Raw genomic sequence first — 19,157 nt, 5'->3', positions numbered from 1 at the left:
AATCAGGGAACGGCGGCGGTGGCGGCGGCGGCGACGCTATTGCGTGCCGGAGGCACGGGGTCAACCTCTTCGACAACGAGAAGTGGGATCGGGCGCAGGGTGGAGGAATTTTCCTTCAGGCGCTCGGAAATGGCGTAACGGTGCAGAAGCAGGTCCGACCGGTAGGTGATGGTCTGCATGTCCAGTTGGTACTGGCCGATCCGGCGCTCGATCGCGTCGATCTCACGGGCGATCTGGATCTGGCGGTTCTTGTAGTAGGCATGCAACACCCCACCGGCCGCCGCGATGGCGAGGCCGAGGATGATGGCGAAAAAGACCGATCCGTGGTGGCGGGGTGCGGATTTGCGGCGGTTCATGCGTTGGGGGCCAAAAGCTGTGCAACCCGCAGTTTGGCACTGCGGGCTCGCGGGTTCAGGGAGATTTCAGCAGCGGTCGGGGCGATCGCTTTTCTGGAGAGGAGCCGGAACTGGTAGTCCGGATTCGGCCTCGGCTCCGGCCACCCCGGCTCATCCAGGAATTCCGTCGAGCGGTGGCGGAGGAACCGCTTCACCATCCGGTCCTCCAGACTGTGGAAAGTGATGATACAAAGTCTGCCCCCCGGTTTCAGGACGGAAGGCGCGGCCTCGAGGGCGGCGGCGAGGGATTCCAGTTCCTCGTTCACCGCCATCCGGATGGCCTGGAAAGCGCGGGTCGCCGGATGCGTGCGGCCATGGCGGCCGATGGTCTGCTCGATGTGGCCGGCCAGATCCAGCGTGGTGGTGAACGGACGGACCGCACGGCGTTTCACGATCGCGGCGGCGATGCGGCGCGCCTTCGGCTCCTCGCCGAACTCGAAGAAAATTTTCACCAAGTCCGCTTCCGGCCAGGTGTTCACCACGTCCGCCGCGGTGCGCGGGCTGGAGGGTCCCATGCGCATGTCCAGCGGACCGTCCTTCTGGAAGGAGAAGCCGCGCGCCGCGGAATCCAGTTGGCGGGAGGAAACACCCAGGTCCATCAGCAGCACATCCGCCAGATCACCGGACTGGATCGCGGGAGAGTCGATCACCTTGGAAAAATTCCCTTCCCACCAGGTGAAACGCGCGCCGAACGCCGCGAGGCGGGCGCGGGCATGGGCCAGCGCCTCAGGATCCCGGTCCACGCCCATCACGCGGGCACCGGCTTTCAGGAACAGCTCGCTGTGGCCGCCGCCACCGAGGGTGCCGTCGATGACAAAGGTGTCCGGACCTGCGCCAGACCACTCCACCACCTCATCCGGCAGCACCGGCAGGTGGTAGCCGCCATCGGAGCGGGCCTCCGCCGCGCTCATGGAAATTTCCGATGGCCGCGCCAACAACCAGCCAGAAGCGGCGCGAACCATCGTTTTGAAAAGCGTTGGAAACTCTGTCCCGAGAGATTTCCGACGCCCAGCCTGGAAAGATTCCGGACGCCGCGCCGACAACCAGCCAGGAGCGGTGCGGACATCCGATGGATTGGCAACCCGTCCCGCTGTCCCGAGCGGTGCGGCCTGCCGTGCGATGAAAATTTCCGATGGCCGCGCCCACAACCAGCCAGAAGCGGCGCGGACCATCGTTTTGAAAAGCGTTGGAAACTCTGTCCCGAGAGATTTCCGACGCCCAGCCTGGAAAGATTCCGGACGCCGCCCCGACAACCAGCCAGAAGCGGTGCGGGCGTCCGTATGGGTCGCCACGGTGGCTCCTGTCCCGAGGAGGCCGCCGCAGCGCATTGAAAATGTTCCCAACTCCGGAGTCCGCGCGCCATCGGCCGGAGCCACATGGTGGACCGCGTCGAACGCCGGAGTTGGTGGGGTGAACAGCATTGCTGCCGTGGGTGTGGTGTGGGTGAGATTCAGTCGAGGATGCCGAGGTCGTCATCGTCCTGCCCTTTTTCGATCTTGCGCAGGCTGACGTAGTTTTTCTCGGACCAGATTTCGAAGTAGCTTTGGCGGCCGACGAGCCAGATGGTGCCCTCCGGCTCAATCGCGATCTCATCGACGAGGTCGCGGTTGATCAGGAGCTTGCCCTGGTCGTTGATGGACGCTTCGTGGCAGAGGGAGGCGAATTTGCCGAGGATGCGGGTCTTGTCTTTCTCCGACTTGTCGCTGTTGCGGACGATGGCCACACGGCGGTCATACTCGGCGGTATTGAGAACCCGCAGGACCGGCATTTCGTAGGTCTCCGCGCTCAGAAGAAACACCTTCTCCCCCGGAGCCGGCCGGAAATCCGGGTGGATGGAGACCCGATTCTTCGGATCCATCTTGTAGGAGTATGACCCCCGGAATATTTGACCTGCTTGGCTCACGAAATTGACCTGGCGTTTGCTTCAGTGTTGCGAAAGTACACTGAGATACACTTTAGGGTCAATTCCAAACTAACCGATCTTTAATAAAAATTTATTTTATTTAAAATAAGCAAGTTACAACAACCTACGAATAGATCCGACCGCTTGCTCAAGGCGATTTATTAAGATTTCACGGACGATTTATCCCGAAATTAGGCACTCTGGAAACAAAAAAGGGATCCGAGTGTACTCCTCGTTCAGATTCTGAAGCGAAGTGTACTCGGATCCCCTGAAAGGGAGACCGGAGAGGGTTATTTCACCCCGATGGCCAGACGTGCCTTGCTGGCATCAGCGGTTGGGTCCGCTTCCCAGGTGAAATTCAGGCCGTTGTAGAAGGGGCTGCCTTGCTTGTTGGCGGCGGTGATCTTCGATCCGGGTGAAGCGGTGAGCGTGAACTCACGGGCACCCAGTTCGTCGATCAGGAACTCAACTTGGGAGACACCCGTACCGGTGAACTCCGCGGAAGTGATGTCGAACTCCTCGTCCGCCTCCACCTTCGCCTTCTTGCCGTCGAGCAGCTTCACCTGCAGGAAATCGTCAGCGATCCGCTTCTTGAATGCCTTCTCGTCGTCCGGGGCCTTTTCATAGACCTTCGGCATCACGATGGTGATCGCGAATTTCGGGTTCGCCAGGGCGCCCTTTTCCACGATGCGGCCGCCCACCAGGACGTTGCCGCGGGCGACTTCATAATAAAGCTCGAAGGTCGTATCCCCTTCCTCCGTCTTGCCTTTGACCAGAATCTTGTCCGGCTTCGCGGTGGGCTTGGACTCGCTGGTGAGGGAATCCACGTCAATCTTCTTCACGGTGACCTTGCCATCCGCCGCCACGTCCCGGATCTCATACTTGAGCGGGATGAAGTAGTTGGTGGTCATGCGCTCGCGGTTCTTGCCGATCGGGATGATGTCCACCTTGCCGTCGGTATCGAAGCCGACGTCAGCACCCTTCATCTTGTAGCCCGCGAAATAAAAGGAATTCCAGCCCGACTTCGCCTCCTCGATGCCTTCCAACTGGGCGTTGGCCGCGGTCACGAAGGAAAGGCCCACCAGTCCGGCCATCACACTGGCTTTCAGCGTTTTGCTTTTCATATTCCATCACCCAAGACAAAATCCCCCCGGACCGCCAGTGAAAACCTGCGGTGATTTTCCATGAACGCAGCCGACCTTTCCCGCTCCGCCAGCACCGATCCCAACCCACCCGCCGGACTCTCCACCGGCCTCCGCGCCCTTTGGTACGCGAAGGCCGGACGCTGGCATGAAGCCCACGATCTCTGCCAGGAGATCCCCGGCACGGATGGCTCGTGGATCCACGCCTGGCTCCACCGCGAGGAGGGCGACCAGAGCAACGCGGAATACTGGTACGCCCGCGCCCGCAAGCCCGTCCCGCCACGTGGCAAGCCGCTGGCGGACGAGTGGACGGAGATTGCCACGGCGCTGTCCGAAAAGTAAGAGCGGGACTCGCGGAAAGGCCCGCCTGATCACACCCGCTACCAGCCCCCATGAACCACGCGACCGTCATCTACGACATCACCACGGAAAGCACCCCTGGCGGCGCGATGGTGGTGCTCTATTCCTTGGCGCTGCCTTTGTTCTTTCTGTTCTTCGGCATCAACGCATTCCGCAAGTCTTCCAGAAAGGTCGGAACCTTGTTGATCGCGGCAGGTATCCTTTTGTTTGGGATCGGAGTGGGTTCTTTATTCGTCGCTCCTGCCCCGAGTTACCGTGAGTTGATCGAAAAAGGGGAATACACCGAAACACGGGGAACGATCTCGAATTTCATCAAAAGCACTCTTATCGCAGGGAACCCGGTTGCAACGTTCGAGGTGGCGGGAAAAGTGTTCGAACACGGTCGGGGAAGCGTCAATTTCGCCCTCGACGAGCATTCCACAAAATCACCGCTGCGGAACGGGATGGAGGTCATGATCTGGGACCATGAGGGAAAGATCCTGAAGATCATCGAGCAGACTAGTCCCAGCCGTCCGCAGGCCGGACAAGAGGTCCCGGCCAATCCTGCTGAGCCGGGTGATTGAAGGTTGATGGATCAGAGTCGCCACGGCGCTGTCCGGCCGGTAGCTCTCATGGAGACTTGTGGGGAGGCAGGAAAGATGGCAACATGCCGGCATGAGCACGATCACCGCGATCCTGGAACCGGATGCCGATGGCACCCTGCACCTGCCCGTGCCCGACGAACTGAAATCCAAAAGGGTGAAAGTGGTGGCTACTCTGGAGGAAGCGGATGCTACAGAACCGAAGACAAAATTCAAAGCCGGCTGTCTCAAGGGTTTTTGGATCGCACCCGATTTCGATGCACCTCTTGAGGACTTCAAGGAATACATGGAATGAAGCTGCTGGTAGATACCCAAGCGCTGATCTGGGCGCTGGAAGGGGACAAGCGGCTTTCAAGGGTCGCGCGCGAAGCGCTGGAGGATCCCGCCAACCGACGTATCGTTAGCATTGCGACCGGCTGGGAAATGGCCATCAAGACAGGACTGGGAAAACTGAATCCACCCATGCCGCTCCCACATCTCTTTCCGGCGGAGTTGGAGCGTCTCGGATTTGAAATTCTACCGATCAAATCGGAGCATGTTCACCGGCTTCTTGATCTGCCCCTCCATCACCGTGATCCCTTTGACCGGATGCTGATTGCCCAAGCCCTGAGCGAAAACCTGACGATGGTCGGTTGCGATGTGGCTTTCAATGCCTATGGAGCGGCAAGGATCTGGTGAGGACCTCAGGAACGCCCGGACTCACCATACCCAACTCCGCGCTTGGCAATTTCCGGACCCGGGCGAAACTGGCGGCGACATGGGATTGACGCTTGCCGAGCTGCGCGAAGGACTGCCCGAGGGTGGATTGTTTGGTGGGGGTAGCTGGAAATGGTCCCCGGAGCCGCTGAAACTCACGAAGGCGGAGGCCCGCAAGCTGATGTCACTGGGTCATCCGCTGGCCCAGTTCCAACGGGCGAGCGACGCCCTCTACCGCCGCAGTGCCTCCGGAAAGCTGGACGGCTGGCTGGCGGAGCTGCTGGATGAGGGAAAGCCGTCGTGGATGGCCGCGCTCCAGCGTGAGCCGGGCCTCGCGGAACAGTTCCCCCGTGTCATCCGTCCCGACCTGATCCTCACGGAAGGCGGCTTCGCCATGAGCGAGCTGGACAGCGTGCCCGGCGGTATCGGTGTGACGGCGTGGCTTTCCAAGGTGTATTCGGACGCGGGATTCGACATCCTCGGTGGGGAAAATGGCATGATCGACGGATTCCGCTCCCTGCTCCCGGACGGAGGCACGGTCCTGGTCTCCGAAGAAGCCGGGGACTACCTCCCGGAAATGGACTGGCTGGTTTCCCAGCTCGGCACCGCATGGAAAACTGCCTCGGCGGAGGAATATGAACCGATCGACGGTGACACACTCTACCGCTTCTTCGAGCTTTTCGACTGGGAGTCCATCCCCTCCGCCCGCCGTCTGGCGGAACTGTCCGCAAAGGGGACGCTCTCCATCACCTCCCCGTTCAAGCCGCACCTGGAGGACAAGCTGTGGCTCGCCCTGCTGTGGTCCCCTGCGCTGAAAAAAGTCTGGGAACAGACGCTGCGCTCCTCCCACCTCCAGCGGCTGCGCGAGATCGTCCCGTTCGGCTGGGTGCTGGATCCCTCCCCGCTGCCTCCCCACGCGGCCCTGCCAAGGCTGGATGCGCATTCCTGGGAGGAAGTCGCCGCCTTCAGCCAGAAGGACCGCCAGCTTGTCCTGAAGATCAGCGGATTCCACGAAACCGCCTGGGGTTCCCGCGGCGTCTTCATCGGCCACGACCTTTCCTCCGCGGAGTGGTCGGAGCAGCTGCACCACGCCCTGGAGCAATCTTCCGAACAACCGTGGGTGCTGCAGGAGTTCCGCGAAGGCCGCCGGATCGAACACCCCGTCTTCCGGGACGACGGCTCCATCGAGATGATGCAGGGCCGCGTCCGGCTCTGCCCCTACTTCTTCACCGACAACGCCGGCCAGACCGCTTTCGGCGGCTGCCTCGCCACCATCGTCCCGGCGGACAAGAAGAAGATCCACGGCATGAGCGACGGCGTGCTGGTGCCTTGTGTGGTGGAGTGACCGCAGCTCCTACTCTCGGCTGTTCCAGGACATCGCGGCGAGAAACTGCTCCGGAGTATAGACCAGAAGCTTGGATTCGCGGAAGTCCGCCACATTGCGGGTGACGATGCAGTCAGCCCCGGCGAGAACCGCGGAGTCATGCAGGACGGCATCCTCGAAGTCCGCGAATCGGCTGCCGAGCGCGGAACTGATCACGGACTGGTTGACCGGTGCCACGGTGCAGATGGCCGTCAGATCCCTGATCTTTTCGACCGTCTCCGCCGCACCCAGATGACGCCGGACGAGATAGAAAACAGTCGTCACCGTCGTGGCGCAGATCCATGCGACGAAATCCCCCCGTTCCGCACGGTCAAGAACCCGCGACGAGTCCACGAAGAAAGGCTCCCGCCCGGTGAGAACATCCACGATCACGTTCGTGTCGATCAGGACGTTCATGAATGCTTCCGCTCAAGGTAGTCGATGTAGTCAGCCTCACAGGCATCCACACCGGAAATGCACTTCGCCAGCCTGCGGGTCCGCGGGGCCAGGTTGTCCGTTTCCGCCCCGGACGACTCCTGGCCGGCGGCCAGTGACGCGAAAAAGTCCGAAACCAGCTTGGAAACCGATACCTTCCGCGCTGCGGCTTCACTTTTGGCCGCAGACACCAACTCCGCAGGAACGTGGAGGGTCAATTTCGACATGACGTATATTTTCCCAATTTCACACGTCACGCAAGGCATTTGAGGAAGCATGAGCGATCTAGGATGCCCACACAAAAAAAGACCCGGTGGATCACCGGGTCTTCTTCGGAAAATGTTCGTGAAGAACGGATCAGCCGATCAGGCCGGCCTTCTTGAGGGTGGCGAAAGCACCATTCTTGTTCATGGTCTTCAGGGCGCGGCAGCTGATTTTCAGCTTCACGTGCTGGCCGAGTTCCTCAACCCAGATGCGCTTGCTCTGGAGGTTGGGGGAAACGGTGCGCTTCACCACCTTGGTGACGTGGCGACCGATACCGCCTTTTTTCTTGGCCAGACCGGAACGGTGGATTTTACCGCCAGAGCGGACACGGGTTCCTCGGATATCACAAATACGGGCCATAAGATTCGGAAAGGTTCGGTGTTGCGGGGCGCGCAGGATGCCCTCGGAGAGCGTCGGGTCAAGACGAAACCTGTCTTTTCCCGGAAAAAGTTCAGAGCCGGTTCCGGCGCAATTTCGACAGCCAACCCTCCACATCGCCGAAAACCTTCTCCTTTTTCGCATCATACATCAGCAGGTGGTAGGCACCGCGGTAGTTCCGGTAGGTCTTGTGGGTGCCGCCCGGGATGTGGGCGATGAACCCGCGCATGTCGGAGTCCGTGTTGAAATAATCATGCTCCCCGTGGAGCACCAGGACCGGCACCTGGAAGGTGGCGGCGCAGTCGTTCATCGAGTCGATGTGGCGGCCCAGTGCCCCCAGCAGGCGCAGGGTGTGCTTCTCAATGTGGTAGGAATTCGTCTCCGACTGCTGGTCGTGGGTGGAGGTCTGGGTCATCTGGACCGCCTCTCCCCCCGCCAGTGTCTCCAGCGAGATCCTCGCCAACGGGGCGGTCGCCGCCGCCGCCTGGACCAGGGCGGGCTGCCAGAAAGGAACATCATCCTTGAAGCGGACGATGGGTGAGGAAAGCACCAGCGCGTCGCAGGGAGGATCCGCCGCAGGAGACTCCCGCAGCGCGTGGGATGCGATCATCGCCCCCATGCTCTCCCCATACCAGACGATCTTCGCGTCCGGGTGGCGTTCCTCCACCAACTGGGTGAAGGCGAAAAGGTCGCGGTACCAATCCTTCGGATCACCGATGTCGCCGCGGCGGGTGCTCATCGGATCATTCCCCTGCCCGCGGACCTCATAGGCATAGAGCGCGGTCTTCGGCTGATTTTTCAGCAAGTGGTTGCCAAGATTCTCATAATCGATCGATGCGCCGCAGAATCCGTGGATGCCGATGACGACGATGTCCTGCTCCACCCCCTTCGCCACCCAGCTCCGGTAGCCGAAGGTCTCGTTCTTCTTCCGGATCTCCGAAGGGGATTTCTGATGGCTGACGAGCGTGTAGTCCGGCGCGCACGAACCCACCAGAAGGGCCGCGACACAGACGGAAGCCCACCCTGCGGACAGGGCCAGGCGCTGGATACCGGGAGGTTTCACCACGTCGCAAAATGACACGCCCCACGCTGGATGGCAACCATCCTCTGCTTTGTGAAATTTCAGTGAATCTAAGAAAATGGGGTGTGATTCGTTGGCCCTATGTTGTAAGAAATTACGGTTCAGCGTACACGCCCATGAAAACTTCCTTTGCCACATTTGTGGCGCTCATGGCACTCCCTTGTGCCTCCCATGCCGCGCCGCGGCTTGTGGTCTCCACTCCGTCACTCGCACCTGAAAGCGCGATCGACCTCGTTCTCGACCGCCCGGTGACCGCCACCGCGGATCTTGGGAAAGAGGTCGCGAACACGTGGTTGGAAATCAAGCCGGCGCTTCCGGGCAAGCTGGTCTGGAAAGCCCAGAACATCGCCGCCTTCCACCCGGACCAGCCTCCGGCCATCGGCACCAGCTACACCTTCGCGATTCCGAAGGGGAAAACCCATCTCGACAACACGGAGATCCCGGCCGGTGTCTTCGCCACGCTGGGCAGCGAGCCGTTCGCCGTCCGCTCCGCGACCACGGAGAACCGCTACTCCTCCACCTACTCCGCCTCCACCGCGGAGTGGCTGCTGATCTTCAATGACGATGTGGACCCCGCTAAGGCAGGGCCATTCATCACCTTCACCTCGAAGACCGGGCAGCAGGTCGCCGCCCGGCTACACCGCCCGGACCGCGCACGCACCGGCCCGCAGGCGAACTACTACAAATCCTGGGCTGCACGCTCCAAGGGCGCGACCGCAGACCCGAATCCGCCGCTGGAAACACCGGTGGCCAACGCGCTGGTCGTCGCTCCGCTGTCCCCCCTGCCTGTCGGGGAAAACTGGCGGCTCTCCATCCTGAAAGGCCTGCCGAATGCCGGGGGCAAAACGGCCACCGTTCAGGACGCGCCTTATGAGATCGGCACCATCCAGCCGTTCGCAGCGACCGGGTTCGAGGCCCGGGCGAATCCGGACGAACCCCGGCGGCTGGTGATCACCTTCAACGCGCCGCTGCCCGCCGAGCTGCCCGCGGACTTCCTCACGCAATCACTGGTCCTGGATCCCCGCCCTGAGAACCTCAGCGCGGAGATCGACGGCCGGGAGATCCACCTGCTGGGGAACTTCTCCGCCACGGACACCTGGAACGTGACCGTCAGGCCACCCTTCTCGTCCGCCGCGAGCATCCCTTTGGCAGCCCCTCTTGCGAAGGAGGTGAAATTCCCCGTCATCGAGCCGGAGCTTCTCCTCCCCAGCGAGAACCAGGCTCAGCTCTCCACCGGCAGGCGCACCTATCCCATCCAGACGGTCAACCTGGAAAAGCTGCACATCCGCATCAAACGCCTGTCCGCCGCGGATCTCGTCCGCGCCTACCAGGGGTACCGCCACTACACCGGCCTGGGCCATGACTTCGAGAACATCGAACCGACCGCCCCCCTGCCCTACTCCCTCATCACCGGACAGACGGTCTATGACAAGGAAATCGAACTGGGCAACGCGCTCGACACCTCGAAGGAGCTCGAACTGAAGTGGGATGAGATCCTGCCAGCGGATCTGAAAAGCGGCGCGATCTTCCTCGACGTGGTCGGCACCCCGAAAGCGGACCTGAATACCCAGGGCCGCCGCAACGCGCAGGCGATCATCCAGCTCACCGACATCGGCCTCGCCTGGAAACTGACCCCGAAGGAAGCCTTCGTCTATGCCTTCTCCTGCGCCACCGGCCAGCCGCTCAAGGACGTCACCATCGACCTCTTCGGCGAGGATTCCTCGAGCCTGAATTCCCTGAAAACGGACGCCAACGGCCTGGCCACCGTCGGACGCCCGGCGGAGGCCCGCCACCTGAGGGCGATCCTGGGAAATGACTCGTTCGTCACCGCGTTCGACTCGTCCCTCAACACCGTCGGCCTGTGGCATTTCCCCATCCGCTATTCATGGAACACCCCGGCGGAATCCGTGCGGCGCGCCTTCCTGTTCACCGACCGTTCCATTTACCGCCCCGGAGAAACCGTCCGCCTGAAGGGCATCGTCCGCACCCAGGCGGGGAACGTCATCCAACCCGCCTCCCCGGCGAACGCCCGCGTGGTGGTGATCGACCCGACGGAAAAGGAGATCTTCACCCAGCCCGTCACCCTTTCCGACACCGGCTCGTTCGACATCACCTACAAGCTGCCGGAGGGCACCACCGGCAGCCACATCATCCGCCTGGAGTTCCCCGATGAACTCGCGGAGGCGGAGGCACTGGAGGAGGACTGGGCGAAGCAGCAGCAGATCCGCGAAAGCGCCACCTTCGAACTGGAGCTGGCCGTGGAGGAGTTCCGCCGCAACGCGTTCGAGATCGAGCAAGGCATCACCCGCCCCGCGACCGGTGCCACCAGCGTCACCTCCGACGTGGCGGCCAGCTACTACCAGGGCCAGCCCGTGGCGGGCGGAACGCTGAGGCACTTCACCCGCATCACCCCGCTCAATCTTTATCCGGAACGTTTCCGTGACTTCCTCTTCGGCAACCACCGGTCACCGGACTGGGGCTATTGGTACCACTACTTCGGCTACCGCGCCCGCTATGAAGACGGAGACACTGGCTCGGACTCCGGCCCGGCGACTGTCCAGGGCGAGGCCACCCTTTCCCCGGAGGGCAAGGCGACCGTCACCGTGGACATCCCGCAGGCGGAGTTCCCCACCAGCCGCGAGGTGAGGGTCTCCACGGAAGTGACGGACGCAAACAACCAGACGCTCACTTCATCCGCCACCACCACCGTCCATCCGGCTGATATCTATGTCGGGGTTTCCCGGAATGACCGCCTGATCCGCGCCGGGGAGAACGTGGCGTTCCGCGTGGTCGCCATCGACCCCGAGGGGAATCCGTTCCCGGAGCCGGTGAAAGTCACCGCCACCCTCAGCCGTGAGATCAACAGCCCGGTGCGTTCCCAGAACGCCAACGGAGAAACCGTCACCCGCAACGACACCCGCGAGGAGAACGTGCTGGTTTCCGAGGTCACCATCGACCCCGCCGCCTCCGCCAAGGAAGGCCAGGAACTCGCACTCACGCCGAAGGACAACGGAAAATATTTCCTCACCCTGCGTGGAAAGGACAAGAACGGCCGCGACTTCGCCACCGTGTCCAGCTTCCACGTCTATGGCGCGGACGACTACCCGTGGCTCTATGAGGACGGCATGCGCGTGAAGCTCATCGCGGAGAAGAAATCCTACAAGGCGGGCGAAACCGCCCGGGTGCTGGTCCTCTCCCCCATCGAAGGCACCGCGCTGGTGACCGTGGAGCGGGAGAAGGTGCTGCGTTCCTTCCTCACCCCGCTGAAGGCGGACAACCCGGTCATCGAAATCCCCATCGGTGAGGACGACGCGCCGAACGCCTACGTCTCCGTCCTGATCGTGAAAGGTGCGGGGGAATCCGCCCGCGAATTCAAGACGCCGCAGCTCCGTCTCGGCTACTGCGAGCTGACCATCGAGAACGAACGGGACCGCCTGACCGTGGACCTCACCGCCGCCGGACCGGAGAACGACCGCTTCACCGTTTCCACCGGACCACAGAAAGGCGCGCAGCTCCCCGCCGCCCGCCCCGGTGACACGGTGACCCTCAGCGGCACCGTCACCACTGCGGATGGAAAGCCCGCCGCCGGTGCGGAACTCACGCTCTACGCGGAGGATGAAGGCACCCTCGCCGTGATGGGCTACATCACCCCGAACCCGATGGCCTTCTTCTACGATGCCCGCATCCTCGGCATCGAGGCAGGCGTCTCCTTCAACAACTTCATGACGGAGGATCCGCAGTACCGGCAGTTCTTCAACAAGGGCTTCTTCATCGGTGGCGGCGCGGACCTCGGTGACCTGGCCGACCTTTACCGGAAAAACTTCGACCCATGCGCCACCTGGGCACCGGTCGTGAAAGCCGGGCCGGACGGGAAGTTCACCCACACCTTCAAGGTGCCGGACACCCTCACCCGCTACCGCGTCATCGCCGTGGCCCACTCCACCGAGAAATTCGGCCACGCGGAAACCGGACTGGTGGTGAACAAGCCGCTGATGCTGGAGCCGAAGACCGCGCGTTTCGCCAACCAGGGCGACAGCTTCAGCCCGCAGGTGCTGGTCCAGAATGCCTCCAGCCATGACGGCACCTGGGAGGTCACCTTCTCCACCGGCCGCGACGGCACCACGCCGGTCTGCCGCGCGCTCGGCGAGGCCAAGCAAACCGTGACGCTCAATGCCGGCGCGTCCGCCACGCTGAGCTTCCCGGTGACCGCGGAATCCACCGGCACCAGCACCTTCTCCTGGAAGGCCGTTCCGGTCTCGCTGGGCAACGGCCAGCTCACCCCGGGACTCACCCGCAGCCTTTCGGACGCCGTCGAGGAAACCTTCGAGGTCCACTACCCGATGCCGCTCATCCGGCAGGTGAAGTTCATCAAGGTGGACAAGGCGCAGAACCTGCTGGACCACATCGACCCCGCGCTGCTGTCCGGCACCGGTGACATCACCCTGGAGTTCTCCCGCTCCCCGCTCACGGAGATCTCCGGTTCCGTGGACTACCTGCTGCACTACCCGCACGGCTGCGTCGAGCAGACGACCTCCTCCCTCATGCCATGGTTCGCCGTGGAGCCGCTGAGGAATGTCATCCCCTCCTTCGCGAAGGTTCCCGAGGAGAGACGCAAAGCCGCCATCCAGCGTGGTGCGGACCGCCTGCTGTCCATGCAGCTCTCCGACGGTTCCTTCACCTACTGGCCGGGCCGTAGTGACCGCGTGGATTGGGCCACACCCTACGCCGGCCTGGGACTCATCCTCGCGAAAGAAAGCGGGGCGCATGTCCCTCAGTCCGCGATCGACCAGCTCGCGAAGCACCTGACGGAGTCGCTGCGCGGCATCGCGGATGTGAAGTCCCCATCGTTCCTGGAAAACCAGGCCCGCACGCTGTGGGTGCTGGCGCTGGCAGGCAGCCCGCAACCTTCCTACCAGAACGTGCTGCTCGACCGCATCGCCGACCTGTCGCCGTCCGGCCGTGCCTTCCTCGCGCTGGCCTACAACGCGGCAGGCGCCAACCCCGCCAGCGTGGCCACCGCGAAGTCCATCCTCACTTCCAAGGTGCCCTACCGCCTGAAAGACGACGGCTGGATGCGCTGGAACGCGGATGATTCCTTCAAGCTGCTGGCATGGTCCACCATCGACCCGCAGGCGAAGGAAACCACCACCACCCTGGACCGCATGATCCATGAGCGGAACCCGTACGGTCACTGGAACACCACCTGGGCCAACGGCTGGGGGCTGCTGGCCATGTCCACCTACGCGAAGAACGACAAGGCCACCCTCAATGGCGAGTGGTCCGCGGAGATGCATCCGGCGCTTTCCTCCGGCACCGTGACCCTCAATCCGGAAAACCCGACGGCATCCGCCACAATGGCGATCACCCCGGGCCTCAAGCTGGAGATCAACCCGAAGGGCACCGGCTACGTCCGGATCAGGGTCGCCTCGAAGCCGCGAATCGAGCCGCTGCAACCGGTGGCCACCAACGGCCTCTCCGTGGATCGTCTCTATGAGCGGATCAAGGCGGACGGTTCCGCCGAGATCCTGACCGAGCCGAAGGTCGGTGACCTGATCCGGGTGTCCCTCCGCGTCACCCTGCCGAACGACGACACGAAGTATCTGGTGATCGAGGACATGCTGCCCTCCGTCTTCGAGACGGTGAACACCGACTTCAAGACCCAGGGCACCGCCACCGGCGCGGGCGCGGATGTCAGCGCCAACCGCTGGGAAGTCAGCCACTCCGAACTGCGCACCGACCGGGCCGTGTTCTACCTCGATCAGATCTGGAAAAAGGGCACCTACACGCTGACCTACCTGGCCCGCTGCACCGTCCCCGGCGTGGCGACGGCACCGCCCGCCAAGGTGGAAGGCATGTATGATCCGGAGTTCTACGCCCTCTCCGCTTCACGGGTGTTCACGACGAAGTGACGGGTCCTGAAGATGGATCTGGAAAACCAGTGGTGCTCGTCGCCGCTGGTTTTTCTATTTTGGTGCCTACGGAGCGCGGACTTCAGTCCGCCCCGGAGAATCTGTTCCACACGAAGCCAAGCGGACTTAAGTCCGCGCTCCAATCCCAGCCATCCCACCGCATCACAGCAACCTTGCCCGCAGCAGCTCCGTCACCTGCTTCGGGTTCGGCTTGGTGGCGGAGGCTTTCATCACCTGACCGGTGAGGAAGTTGAGCAGCTTCTCGTTGCCCGCTTTCACGGCTTCCACCTCCGACGGGTTGTTGGCGATGACCTGATCGACCAGATCTTCCAGCTCACCCGCTTCCGCGGGCTTGAAGCCGAGTTCATCCGCGATGGCCTTCGGATCTTTCTCCGGGGCGTTGTAGAGCACCTCGAACACTTCCTTCGCCTGGTTGGCGGCCAGCGTGCCGTTCTCCACCAGCAGGAGGAGTCCGCGCAGCTTCTCCGGTGACACCGGGCAGTCGGAAATGCCGATGCCCTGTTCGTTGAGCGTGCCGAGCAGGTTGTTGATGATGAAGTTCGCCACCTTCTTGCCGGGGATCGCGGCATCGGTCGCGGCCTCGAAATACACCGCCAGATACTTGTCCGAGGAAAGCACGGAGGCATCGTAGGTGGTCACGCCGAAGTCCCTTTCAAAACGCTCCGCAAGCTGGTGCGGCAGTTCCGGCACCAGCGGGCGGACCTTCGCCAGCAACGGCGCGGTTTCGATGGGCAGGAGGTCCGGGCAGGTGAAGTAGCGGTAGTCGTGCGCGTCCTCCTTCGTGCGCATGAGCTGGGTTTCGCCGCGCTCGTCATCCCAGCGGCGGGTGGACTGGATCTGCGCCTGGCCCCTGTCGAGTTCCTCCGTCTGGCGGTCGATCTCGAAGTGGATCGCTCGGCGGATGGCGGAGATGGAGTTGAGGTTCTTCAGCTCCACCTTCTGGCCCAGCGGATCGGACTCGTTCTTCCGCAGCGAAATGTTCACGTCACAGCGGAGGTTCCCTTTCTCCATGTCCGCATCCGAAACCTCTCCCTGCTGGAGGATCATCTGGAGCGAGCGGAGGTAGGCGAAGGCTTCCTCCGCGGACTCCAGGTCCGGCTCGGAAACGATCTCCATGAGCGGCGTTCCGGCGCGGTTGAAGTCAATGAGCGACGAGTTCCCGAGGTGGGTGGACTTCGCCACGTCCTCCTCCAGGTGGATGCGGTTCATCTTCACCACCTTGCCGGGAGTCTTGATGTTCTTCCGGTGATCCGTCGGGTAGCAGTGTTCGTAAAGCGGGACGCCGCCACCGATGCAGAGGGGCAGGTCCATCTGCGTGGTCTGGTAGTTCTTCGGCATGTCCGGGTAGAAGTAGTTCTTCCGGTCCCATTTCGAGATATCCGGTGAACCGCAGTCCAGCATCAGCCCGGTGAGCAGGGTCTTCTCGACGGCCTCGCGGTTCAGCACCGGCAGCGCTCCCGGCAGGCCCAGGCAGACGGGGCAGGTGTGCGTGTTCGGTTCATCCCCGAAGGAGGTGCGGCAGGCACAGAACATCTTGGTCGCGGTTTTCACCTGCGCGTGGACTTCGAGGCCGATGGTGACGAGATAGGACATTTGCTGGGGCGGAATTTGAACATCGGACGCCGAACGTCCAACATCGAACATCGAAATTGGTGATTTTGGAAAAACGGGCCGTTTCCGCTCAGTTCCGGACGGCCTGGGCACGCAGCGCCTCCCGCACCTTCGGGTCATTCAGCGCCTTCTGGAACAGCGGGTGGCGGATGAGCGTGCTGATGCGACCGTCGCTGGCCAGATCCTCGAGTTCCGGCTCATCCACGATGATCGCGCGCGGATACGGCTTTCCGGTCTCCGGGTCGATCACCGGCGCGCGGCGGGAGTCCGGCTGCGCGGCGATGAGCTTCGCCAGGGAAAGATGGCTGGGATCCGCGAGCGGATCGAGCTTCTGCAGCCAATCCGCCGGCACGATGGCGGCGATGGCTTCCTTCAGCTCGCTGAAGCGGTCGAGCAGCCCCGGCTCCGCCTTGGTCTTCTTGTCCGTGGATTTCTCGATCTCCGCGATGGAGCCGAAGTGATGGACGAGCGTGGCGCCGATGAGCCAAAGGAATCCCGTCGGGATGATGGTGAGGATCAGCCGGAACAGGATCCCGCCCGCAGTCCGGGAGCCGCCATCCGCCGAGGGCTTGAACGGCTTCAGGAAAAAATTGATCACCACCCGCGCGATAATGAACGTCCCGACGAAGGCCACCACCGGCAGCGCGATGGACACCCAGTCCAGCGGCTTGCCCATCAGGGAGATGGTCCACTCCGGCGTCTTCTGCCAGACCAGGAAGCCCACCCACAGGCTGCCGCCGAGGATCGCCACGCCGAACAGCATCCGCACGATGCCGCGCAGGAAGACGAAGCCGAAGCAGAGCAGGAAGATGACCAGCGCGGCGGTGCCGAGGCTGATCTGGGGAAGGGACTCCGGAGGCATGGGAGGAGGAATTTCTGATCTCCAGGGACGGGTCGTTACCTGGCGCCACCCGCACGCTGCCGCAGCAGATGGTCCGTGATCACGAGGGTGGCCATCGCCTCGACGATGGGCACGGCGCGAGGGAGGACGCAGGCATCATGGCGGCCCTTTCCGGAAAGCTCCGTGTTCTCACCTCCGCTGGTGACGGTTTCCTGGGAGGTCATGATGGTGGCGGTCGGCTTGAACGCCACGCGGAAGACGATGTTTTCGCCGTTGGAAATGCCTCCCTGCACGCCGCCGGAGCGGTTGGTGGTGGTGCGGATCTTTCCGTCGATGTTCCGGAACGCGTCGTTGTGCTCCCGGCCGGTAAGCAGGGTGCCGGAGAAACCGGAGCCGATCTCGAAGCCCTTGGTCGCCGGCAGCGACAGCATCGCCTTCGCGAGATCCGCCTCCAGCTTGTCAAAAATGGGCTCGCCCAGCCCCGGTGGCACGCCACGGATGACGCACTCCACGATGCCGCCGACGGAGTTCCCCTCCCCGCGCACTTCCTTGATGTGGTCGATCATCGGCTGGACCATTTCCGGATCCCCGGTCCGCACGATGTTCCCCTCGATGGTTTCCGCGGTCACGGTCTCCGGGTCCACGTTTGCCTCCAGATGCTGGACGGTCTTCACCCATGCCAGCACCTCGATGCCGGGATGGAGCTGGTCGAGCACCTGCTTCGCCACGGCGGCGGCTGCCACACGGCCGATGGTCTCCCGCGCGGAGGCACGCCCGCCACCGGAAGGGGCGCGGATGCCATACTTCGCGTCATAGGTGTAGTCCGCGTGGCTGGGCCGGTATTTCACCGCCATTTCGTCATAGGCACCCGGCCGTTGGTCCGTGTTCCGCACCACGATGGAAATCGGCGTCCCCAGGGTCACCCCATCGTGCAGTCCCGACAAAATCTCCGCCGCGTCCGCCTCCTTCCGGGGCGTCACGATCTCCGACTGCCCGGGCCTGCGCCGGTCCAGTTCCTTCTGGATGTCCTCCACCGCCACCGGAACCCTCGCAGGGCAACCATCGATCACCACCCCCACGCCCCCACCATGGGATTCACCGAAAGTGTGAATCCTGAAAACCGTTCCGAAAGTCGATGACATGCCCGCAGACTAGGCACGCTGGGTTCACCCGCAAGTAGAACCCGCAGGAGCGCGGAGCGGCATGCCCCCCATTCTTTCCAGCCGGGTGAAACTTTCCCTTCGACGCGCCCGTTCCGCCTGTCCATCCTCCGCACCATGAACTGGCGCCTGCCCGCCCGCACCATCACTTTTCCGCGCCGCCCGCTCGTCATGGGCATCGTCAACATCAACGACGATTCCTTTTCCGGGGACGGCACCCTCGACTTCCCGCAGGCGGCACAAATCGCCATCTCGCAGATCCATGCCGGGGCCGACATCATCGACGTCGGTGCGGAAAGTGCCCGCACCAACCGCGCCGCCATCCCCCCCGCGGAGGAGATCCGCCGCTTCCAGCGGTTCCTCCGGCTCTGGTCTGACATCCTCGCCGCCGCCATCCCGCGGGATTCCGGGCAGATCAGCCCGCCCATCCTGTCCGTGAACACCTGGCGGCCGGACGTCATCGAAGCCATCCTCCCCCTCGGTCACATCGAGCTGGTGAACGACATGAGCGGCCTCCCGGATGACCGGAACGCCCGCCTCTGCGCCGCCGCCCGGGCGTCCCTCCTCATCATGCACAGCGTGGGCGAGCCGAAAGTGCCCCACCTCACCCAGCAGTGGCCGGACATCGCCGGAGAACTGAACCGCTTCTTCACGGAGAAACTCGGACTCGCGCAGGCCGCCGGGCTTCACCCGGACTCCATCATCCTCGACCCCGGCATCGACTTCGCGAAGCAGCGCGACGACAACCTGACCGTCTACCGGGAGCTGGCCGGGCTGCGGAAATTCGGCCGCCCCGTGCTCGTCCCCGTTTCACGGAAAACCGTCATCGGCGAGGTGCTGGACCTGCCGGAGCCGACCGACCGCGACGCGGGCACCGTCGCCTGCATCACCGCCTCGATGCTCCGCGGCGCGGAGATCTTCCGCGTCCACAACGTGCCCGCGGCCTGGCAGACGGTGAAGACATTGGCCGCCATCCACGACGGCCCCGCTCCCTCCAAATGAAAAACGGAGCGCCGC

The 19,157-nt window shown here is 63.0% G+C and carries 18 protein-coding genes; 7 read left to right on the top strand and 11 right to left on the bottom strand.

The annotated features are described in order from the left end of the window. Nucleotides 1-2: 2 nt before the first annotated feature. The 4 genes from OVA24_RS06150 to OVA24_RS06135 form a co-directional block, all read right to left on the bottom strand. A complete protein-coding gene (locus OVA24_RS06150) occupies nt 3-356 on the bottom strand; it encodes a hypothetical protein (RefSeq protein ID WP_267674314.1) in 354 nt (117 codons plus the stop codon). Next, nucleotides 353-1,306 (bottom strand): 16S rRNA (cytosine(1402)-N(4))-methyltransferase RsmH, encoded by a 954-nt coding sequence (rsmH, locus tag OVA24_RS06145; RefSeq protein ID WP_267674313.1) that lies wholly within the window; start codon nt 1,304-1,306, stop codon nt 353-355. Before rsmH ends, OVA24_RS06150 begins: the two co-directional genes overlap by 4 nt. 539 nt (nt 1,307-1,845) lie before the next feature. Then, nucleotides 1,846-2,253 (bottom strand): division/cell wall cluster transcriptional repressor MraZ, encoded by a 408-nt coding sequence (locus OVA24_RS06140; RefSeq protein ID WP_267674312.1) that lies wholly within the window; start codon nt 2,251-2,253, stop codon nt 1,846-1,848. Nucleotides 2,254-2,588: 335 nt separating this feature from the next. Then, nucleotides 2,589-3,422 carry a hypothetical protein gene (locus tag OVA24_RS06135; RefSeq protein WP_267674311.1) on the bottom strand — a complete coding sequence of 278 codons (834 nt, stop codon included), beginning with the start codon at nt 3,420-3,422 and terminating at the stop codon, nt 2,589-2,591. A gap of 60 nt (nt 3,423-3,482) precedes the next feature. On the opposite strand from OVA24_RS06135, the gene OVA24_RS06130 reads away from it, so the two are divergent. The 5 genes from OVA24_RS06130 to OVA24_RS06110 all read left to right on the top strand — a co-directional run bounded on the left by OVA24_RS06130 (nt 3,483) and on the right by OVA24_RS06110 (nt 6,422). Then, the gene (locus OVA24_RS06130; protein ID WP_267674310.1) at nt 3,483-3,782 is read left to right on the top strand and encodes a hypothetical protein; all 300 of its coding nucleotides are present in this window, start codon (nt 3,483-3,485) and stop codon (nt 3,780-3,782) included. Between the two features lie 50 nt (nt 3,783-3,832). After that, a complete protein-coding gene (locus OVA24_RS06125) occupies nt 3,833-4,363 on the top strand; it encodes a hypothetical protein (protein ID WP_267674309.1) in 531 nt (176 codons plus the stop codon). Nucleotides 4,364-4,454: 91 nt separating this feature from the next. After that, nucleotides 4,455-4,676, top strand: coding sequence for a DUF2281 domain-containing protein (locus OVA24_RS06120; protein WP_267674308.1), 222 nt, complete (start codon nt 4,455-4,457; stop codon nt 4,674-4,676). Then, a complete protein-coding gene (locus OVA24_RS06115; protein WP_267674307.1) occupies nt 4,673-5,059 on the top strand; it encodes a type II toxin-antitoxin system VapC family toxin in 387 nt (128 codons plus the stop codon). Before OVA24_RS06120 ends, OVA24_RS06115 begins: the two co-directional genes overlap by 4 nt. A gap of 79 nt (nt 5,060-5,138) precedes the next feature. Beyond that, the gene (locus OVA24_RS06110; RefSeq protein ID WP_267674306.1) at nt 5,139-6,422 is read left to right on the top strand and encodes a hypothetical protein; all 1,284 of its coding nucleotides are present in this window, start codon (nt 5,139-5,141) and stop codon (nt 6,420-6,422) included. A gap of 9 nt (nt 6,423-6,431) precedes the next feature. On the opposite strand, the gene OVA24_RS06105 is transcribed toward OVA24_RS06110, so the two are convergent. The 4 genes from OVA24_RS06105 to OVA24_RS06090 all read right to left on the bottom strand — a co-directional run bounded on the left by OVA24_RS06105 (nt 6,432) and on the right by OVA24_RS06090 (nt 8,598). Then, complete coding sequence (locus OVA24_RS06105) at nt 6,432-6,857, bottom strand: PIN domain-containing protein (RefSeq protein WP_267674305.1); 426 nt, start codon at nt 6,855-6,857, stop codon at nt 6,432-6,434. Then, nucleotides 6,854-7,102 carry a DUF6364 family protein gene (locus OVA24_RS06100; protein ID WP_267674304.1) on the bottom strand — a complete coding sequence of 83 codons (249 nt, stop codon included), beginning with the start codon at nt 7,100-7,102 and terminating at the stop codon, nt 6,854-6,856. Before OVA24_RS06100 ends, OVA24_RS06105 begins: the two co-directional genes overlap by 4 nt. Nucleotides 7,103-7,232: 130 nt before the next feature. Then, nucleotides 7,233-7,499: a 50S ribosomal protein L28 gene (gene rpmB / locus OVA24_RS06095; RefSeq protein ID WP_267674303.1), complete on the bottom strand. Its 267-nt coding sequence runs from the start codon at nt 7,497-7,499 to the stop codon at nt 7,233-7,235. A 91-nt stretch (nt 7,500-7,590) separates the two neighbouring features. Next, nucleotides 7,591-8,598 carry an alpha/beta fold hydrolase gene (locus OVA24_RS06090; RefSeq protein ID WP_267674302.1) on the bottom strand — a complete coding sequence of 336 codons (1,008 nt, stop codon included), beginning with the start codon at nt 8,596-8,598 and terminating at the stop codon, nt 7,591-7,593. Between the two features lie 116 nt (nt 8,599-8,714). Between OVA24_RS06090 and OVA24_RS06085 the strand changes: the two genes are divergently transcribed. Beyond that, nucleotides 8,715-14,507 carry an alpha-2-macroglobulin family protein gene (locus OVA24_RS06085; RefSeq protein WP_267674301.1) on the top strand — a complete coding sequence of 1,931 codons (5,793 nt, stop codon included), beginning with the start codon at nt 8,715-8,717 and terminating at the stop codon, nt 14,505-14,507. A gap of 162 nt (nt 14,508-14,669) precedes the next feature. Here the strand turns inward: OVA24_RS06085 and gatB are convergent, their stop codons facing one another. The 3 genes from gatB to aroC all read right to left on the bottom strand — a co-directional run bounded on the left by gatB (nt 14,670) and on the right by aroC (nt 18,122). Beyond that, nucleotides 14,670-16,121: an Asp-tRNA(Asn)/Glu-tRNA(Gln) amidotransferase subunit GatB gene (gene gatB / locus OVA24_RS06080; protein ID WP_267674300.1), complete on the bottom strand. Its 1,452-nt coding sequence runs from the start codon at nt 16,119-16,121 to the stop codon at nt 14,670-14,672. A gap of 88 nt (nt 16,122-16,209) precedes the next feature. Continuing rightward, nucleotides 16,210-17,001, bottom strand: coding sequence for a CvpA family protein (locus OVA24_RS06075; RefSeq protein ID WP_267674299.1), 792 nt, complete (start codon nt 16,999-17,001; stop codon nt 16,210-16,212). Between the two features lie 35 nt (nt 17,002-17,036). After that, nucleotides 17,037-18,122, bottom strand: coding sequence for a chorismate synthase (aroC, locus tag OVA24_RS06070; protein ID WP_267674298.1), 1,086 nt, complete (start codon nt 18,120-18,122; stop codon nt 17,037-17,039). 135 nt (nt 18,123-18,257) lie between these two features. Here aroC and folP point away from each other — a divergent pair, with 135 nt between their 5' ends. Beyond that, nucleotides 18,258-19,142 carry a dihydropteroate synthase gene (folP, locus tag OVA24_RS06065; protein ID WP_267674297.1) on the top strand — a complete coding sequence of 295 codons (885 nt, stop codon included), beginning with the start codon at nt 18,258-18,260 and terminating at the stop codon, nt 19,140-19,142. Nucleotides 19,143-19,157 lie beyond the last annotated feature (15 nt).

The organism is Luteolibacter sp. SL250 (assembly GCF_026625605.1).
Lineage (GTDB): Bacteria > Verrucomicrobiota > Verrucomicrobiia > Verrucomicrobiales > Akkermansiaceae > Luteolibacter.
This window is presented reverse-complemented; position numbering and strand designations above follow the sequence as displayed.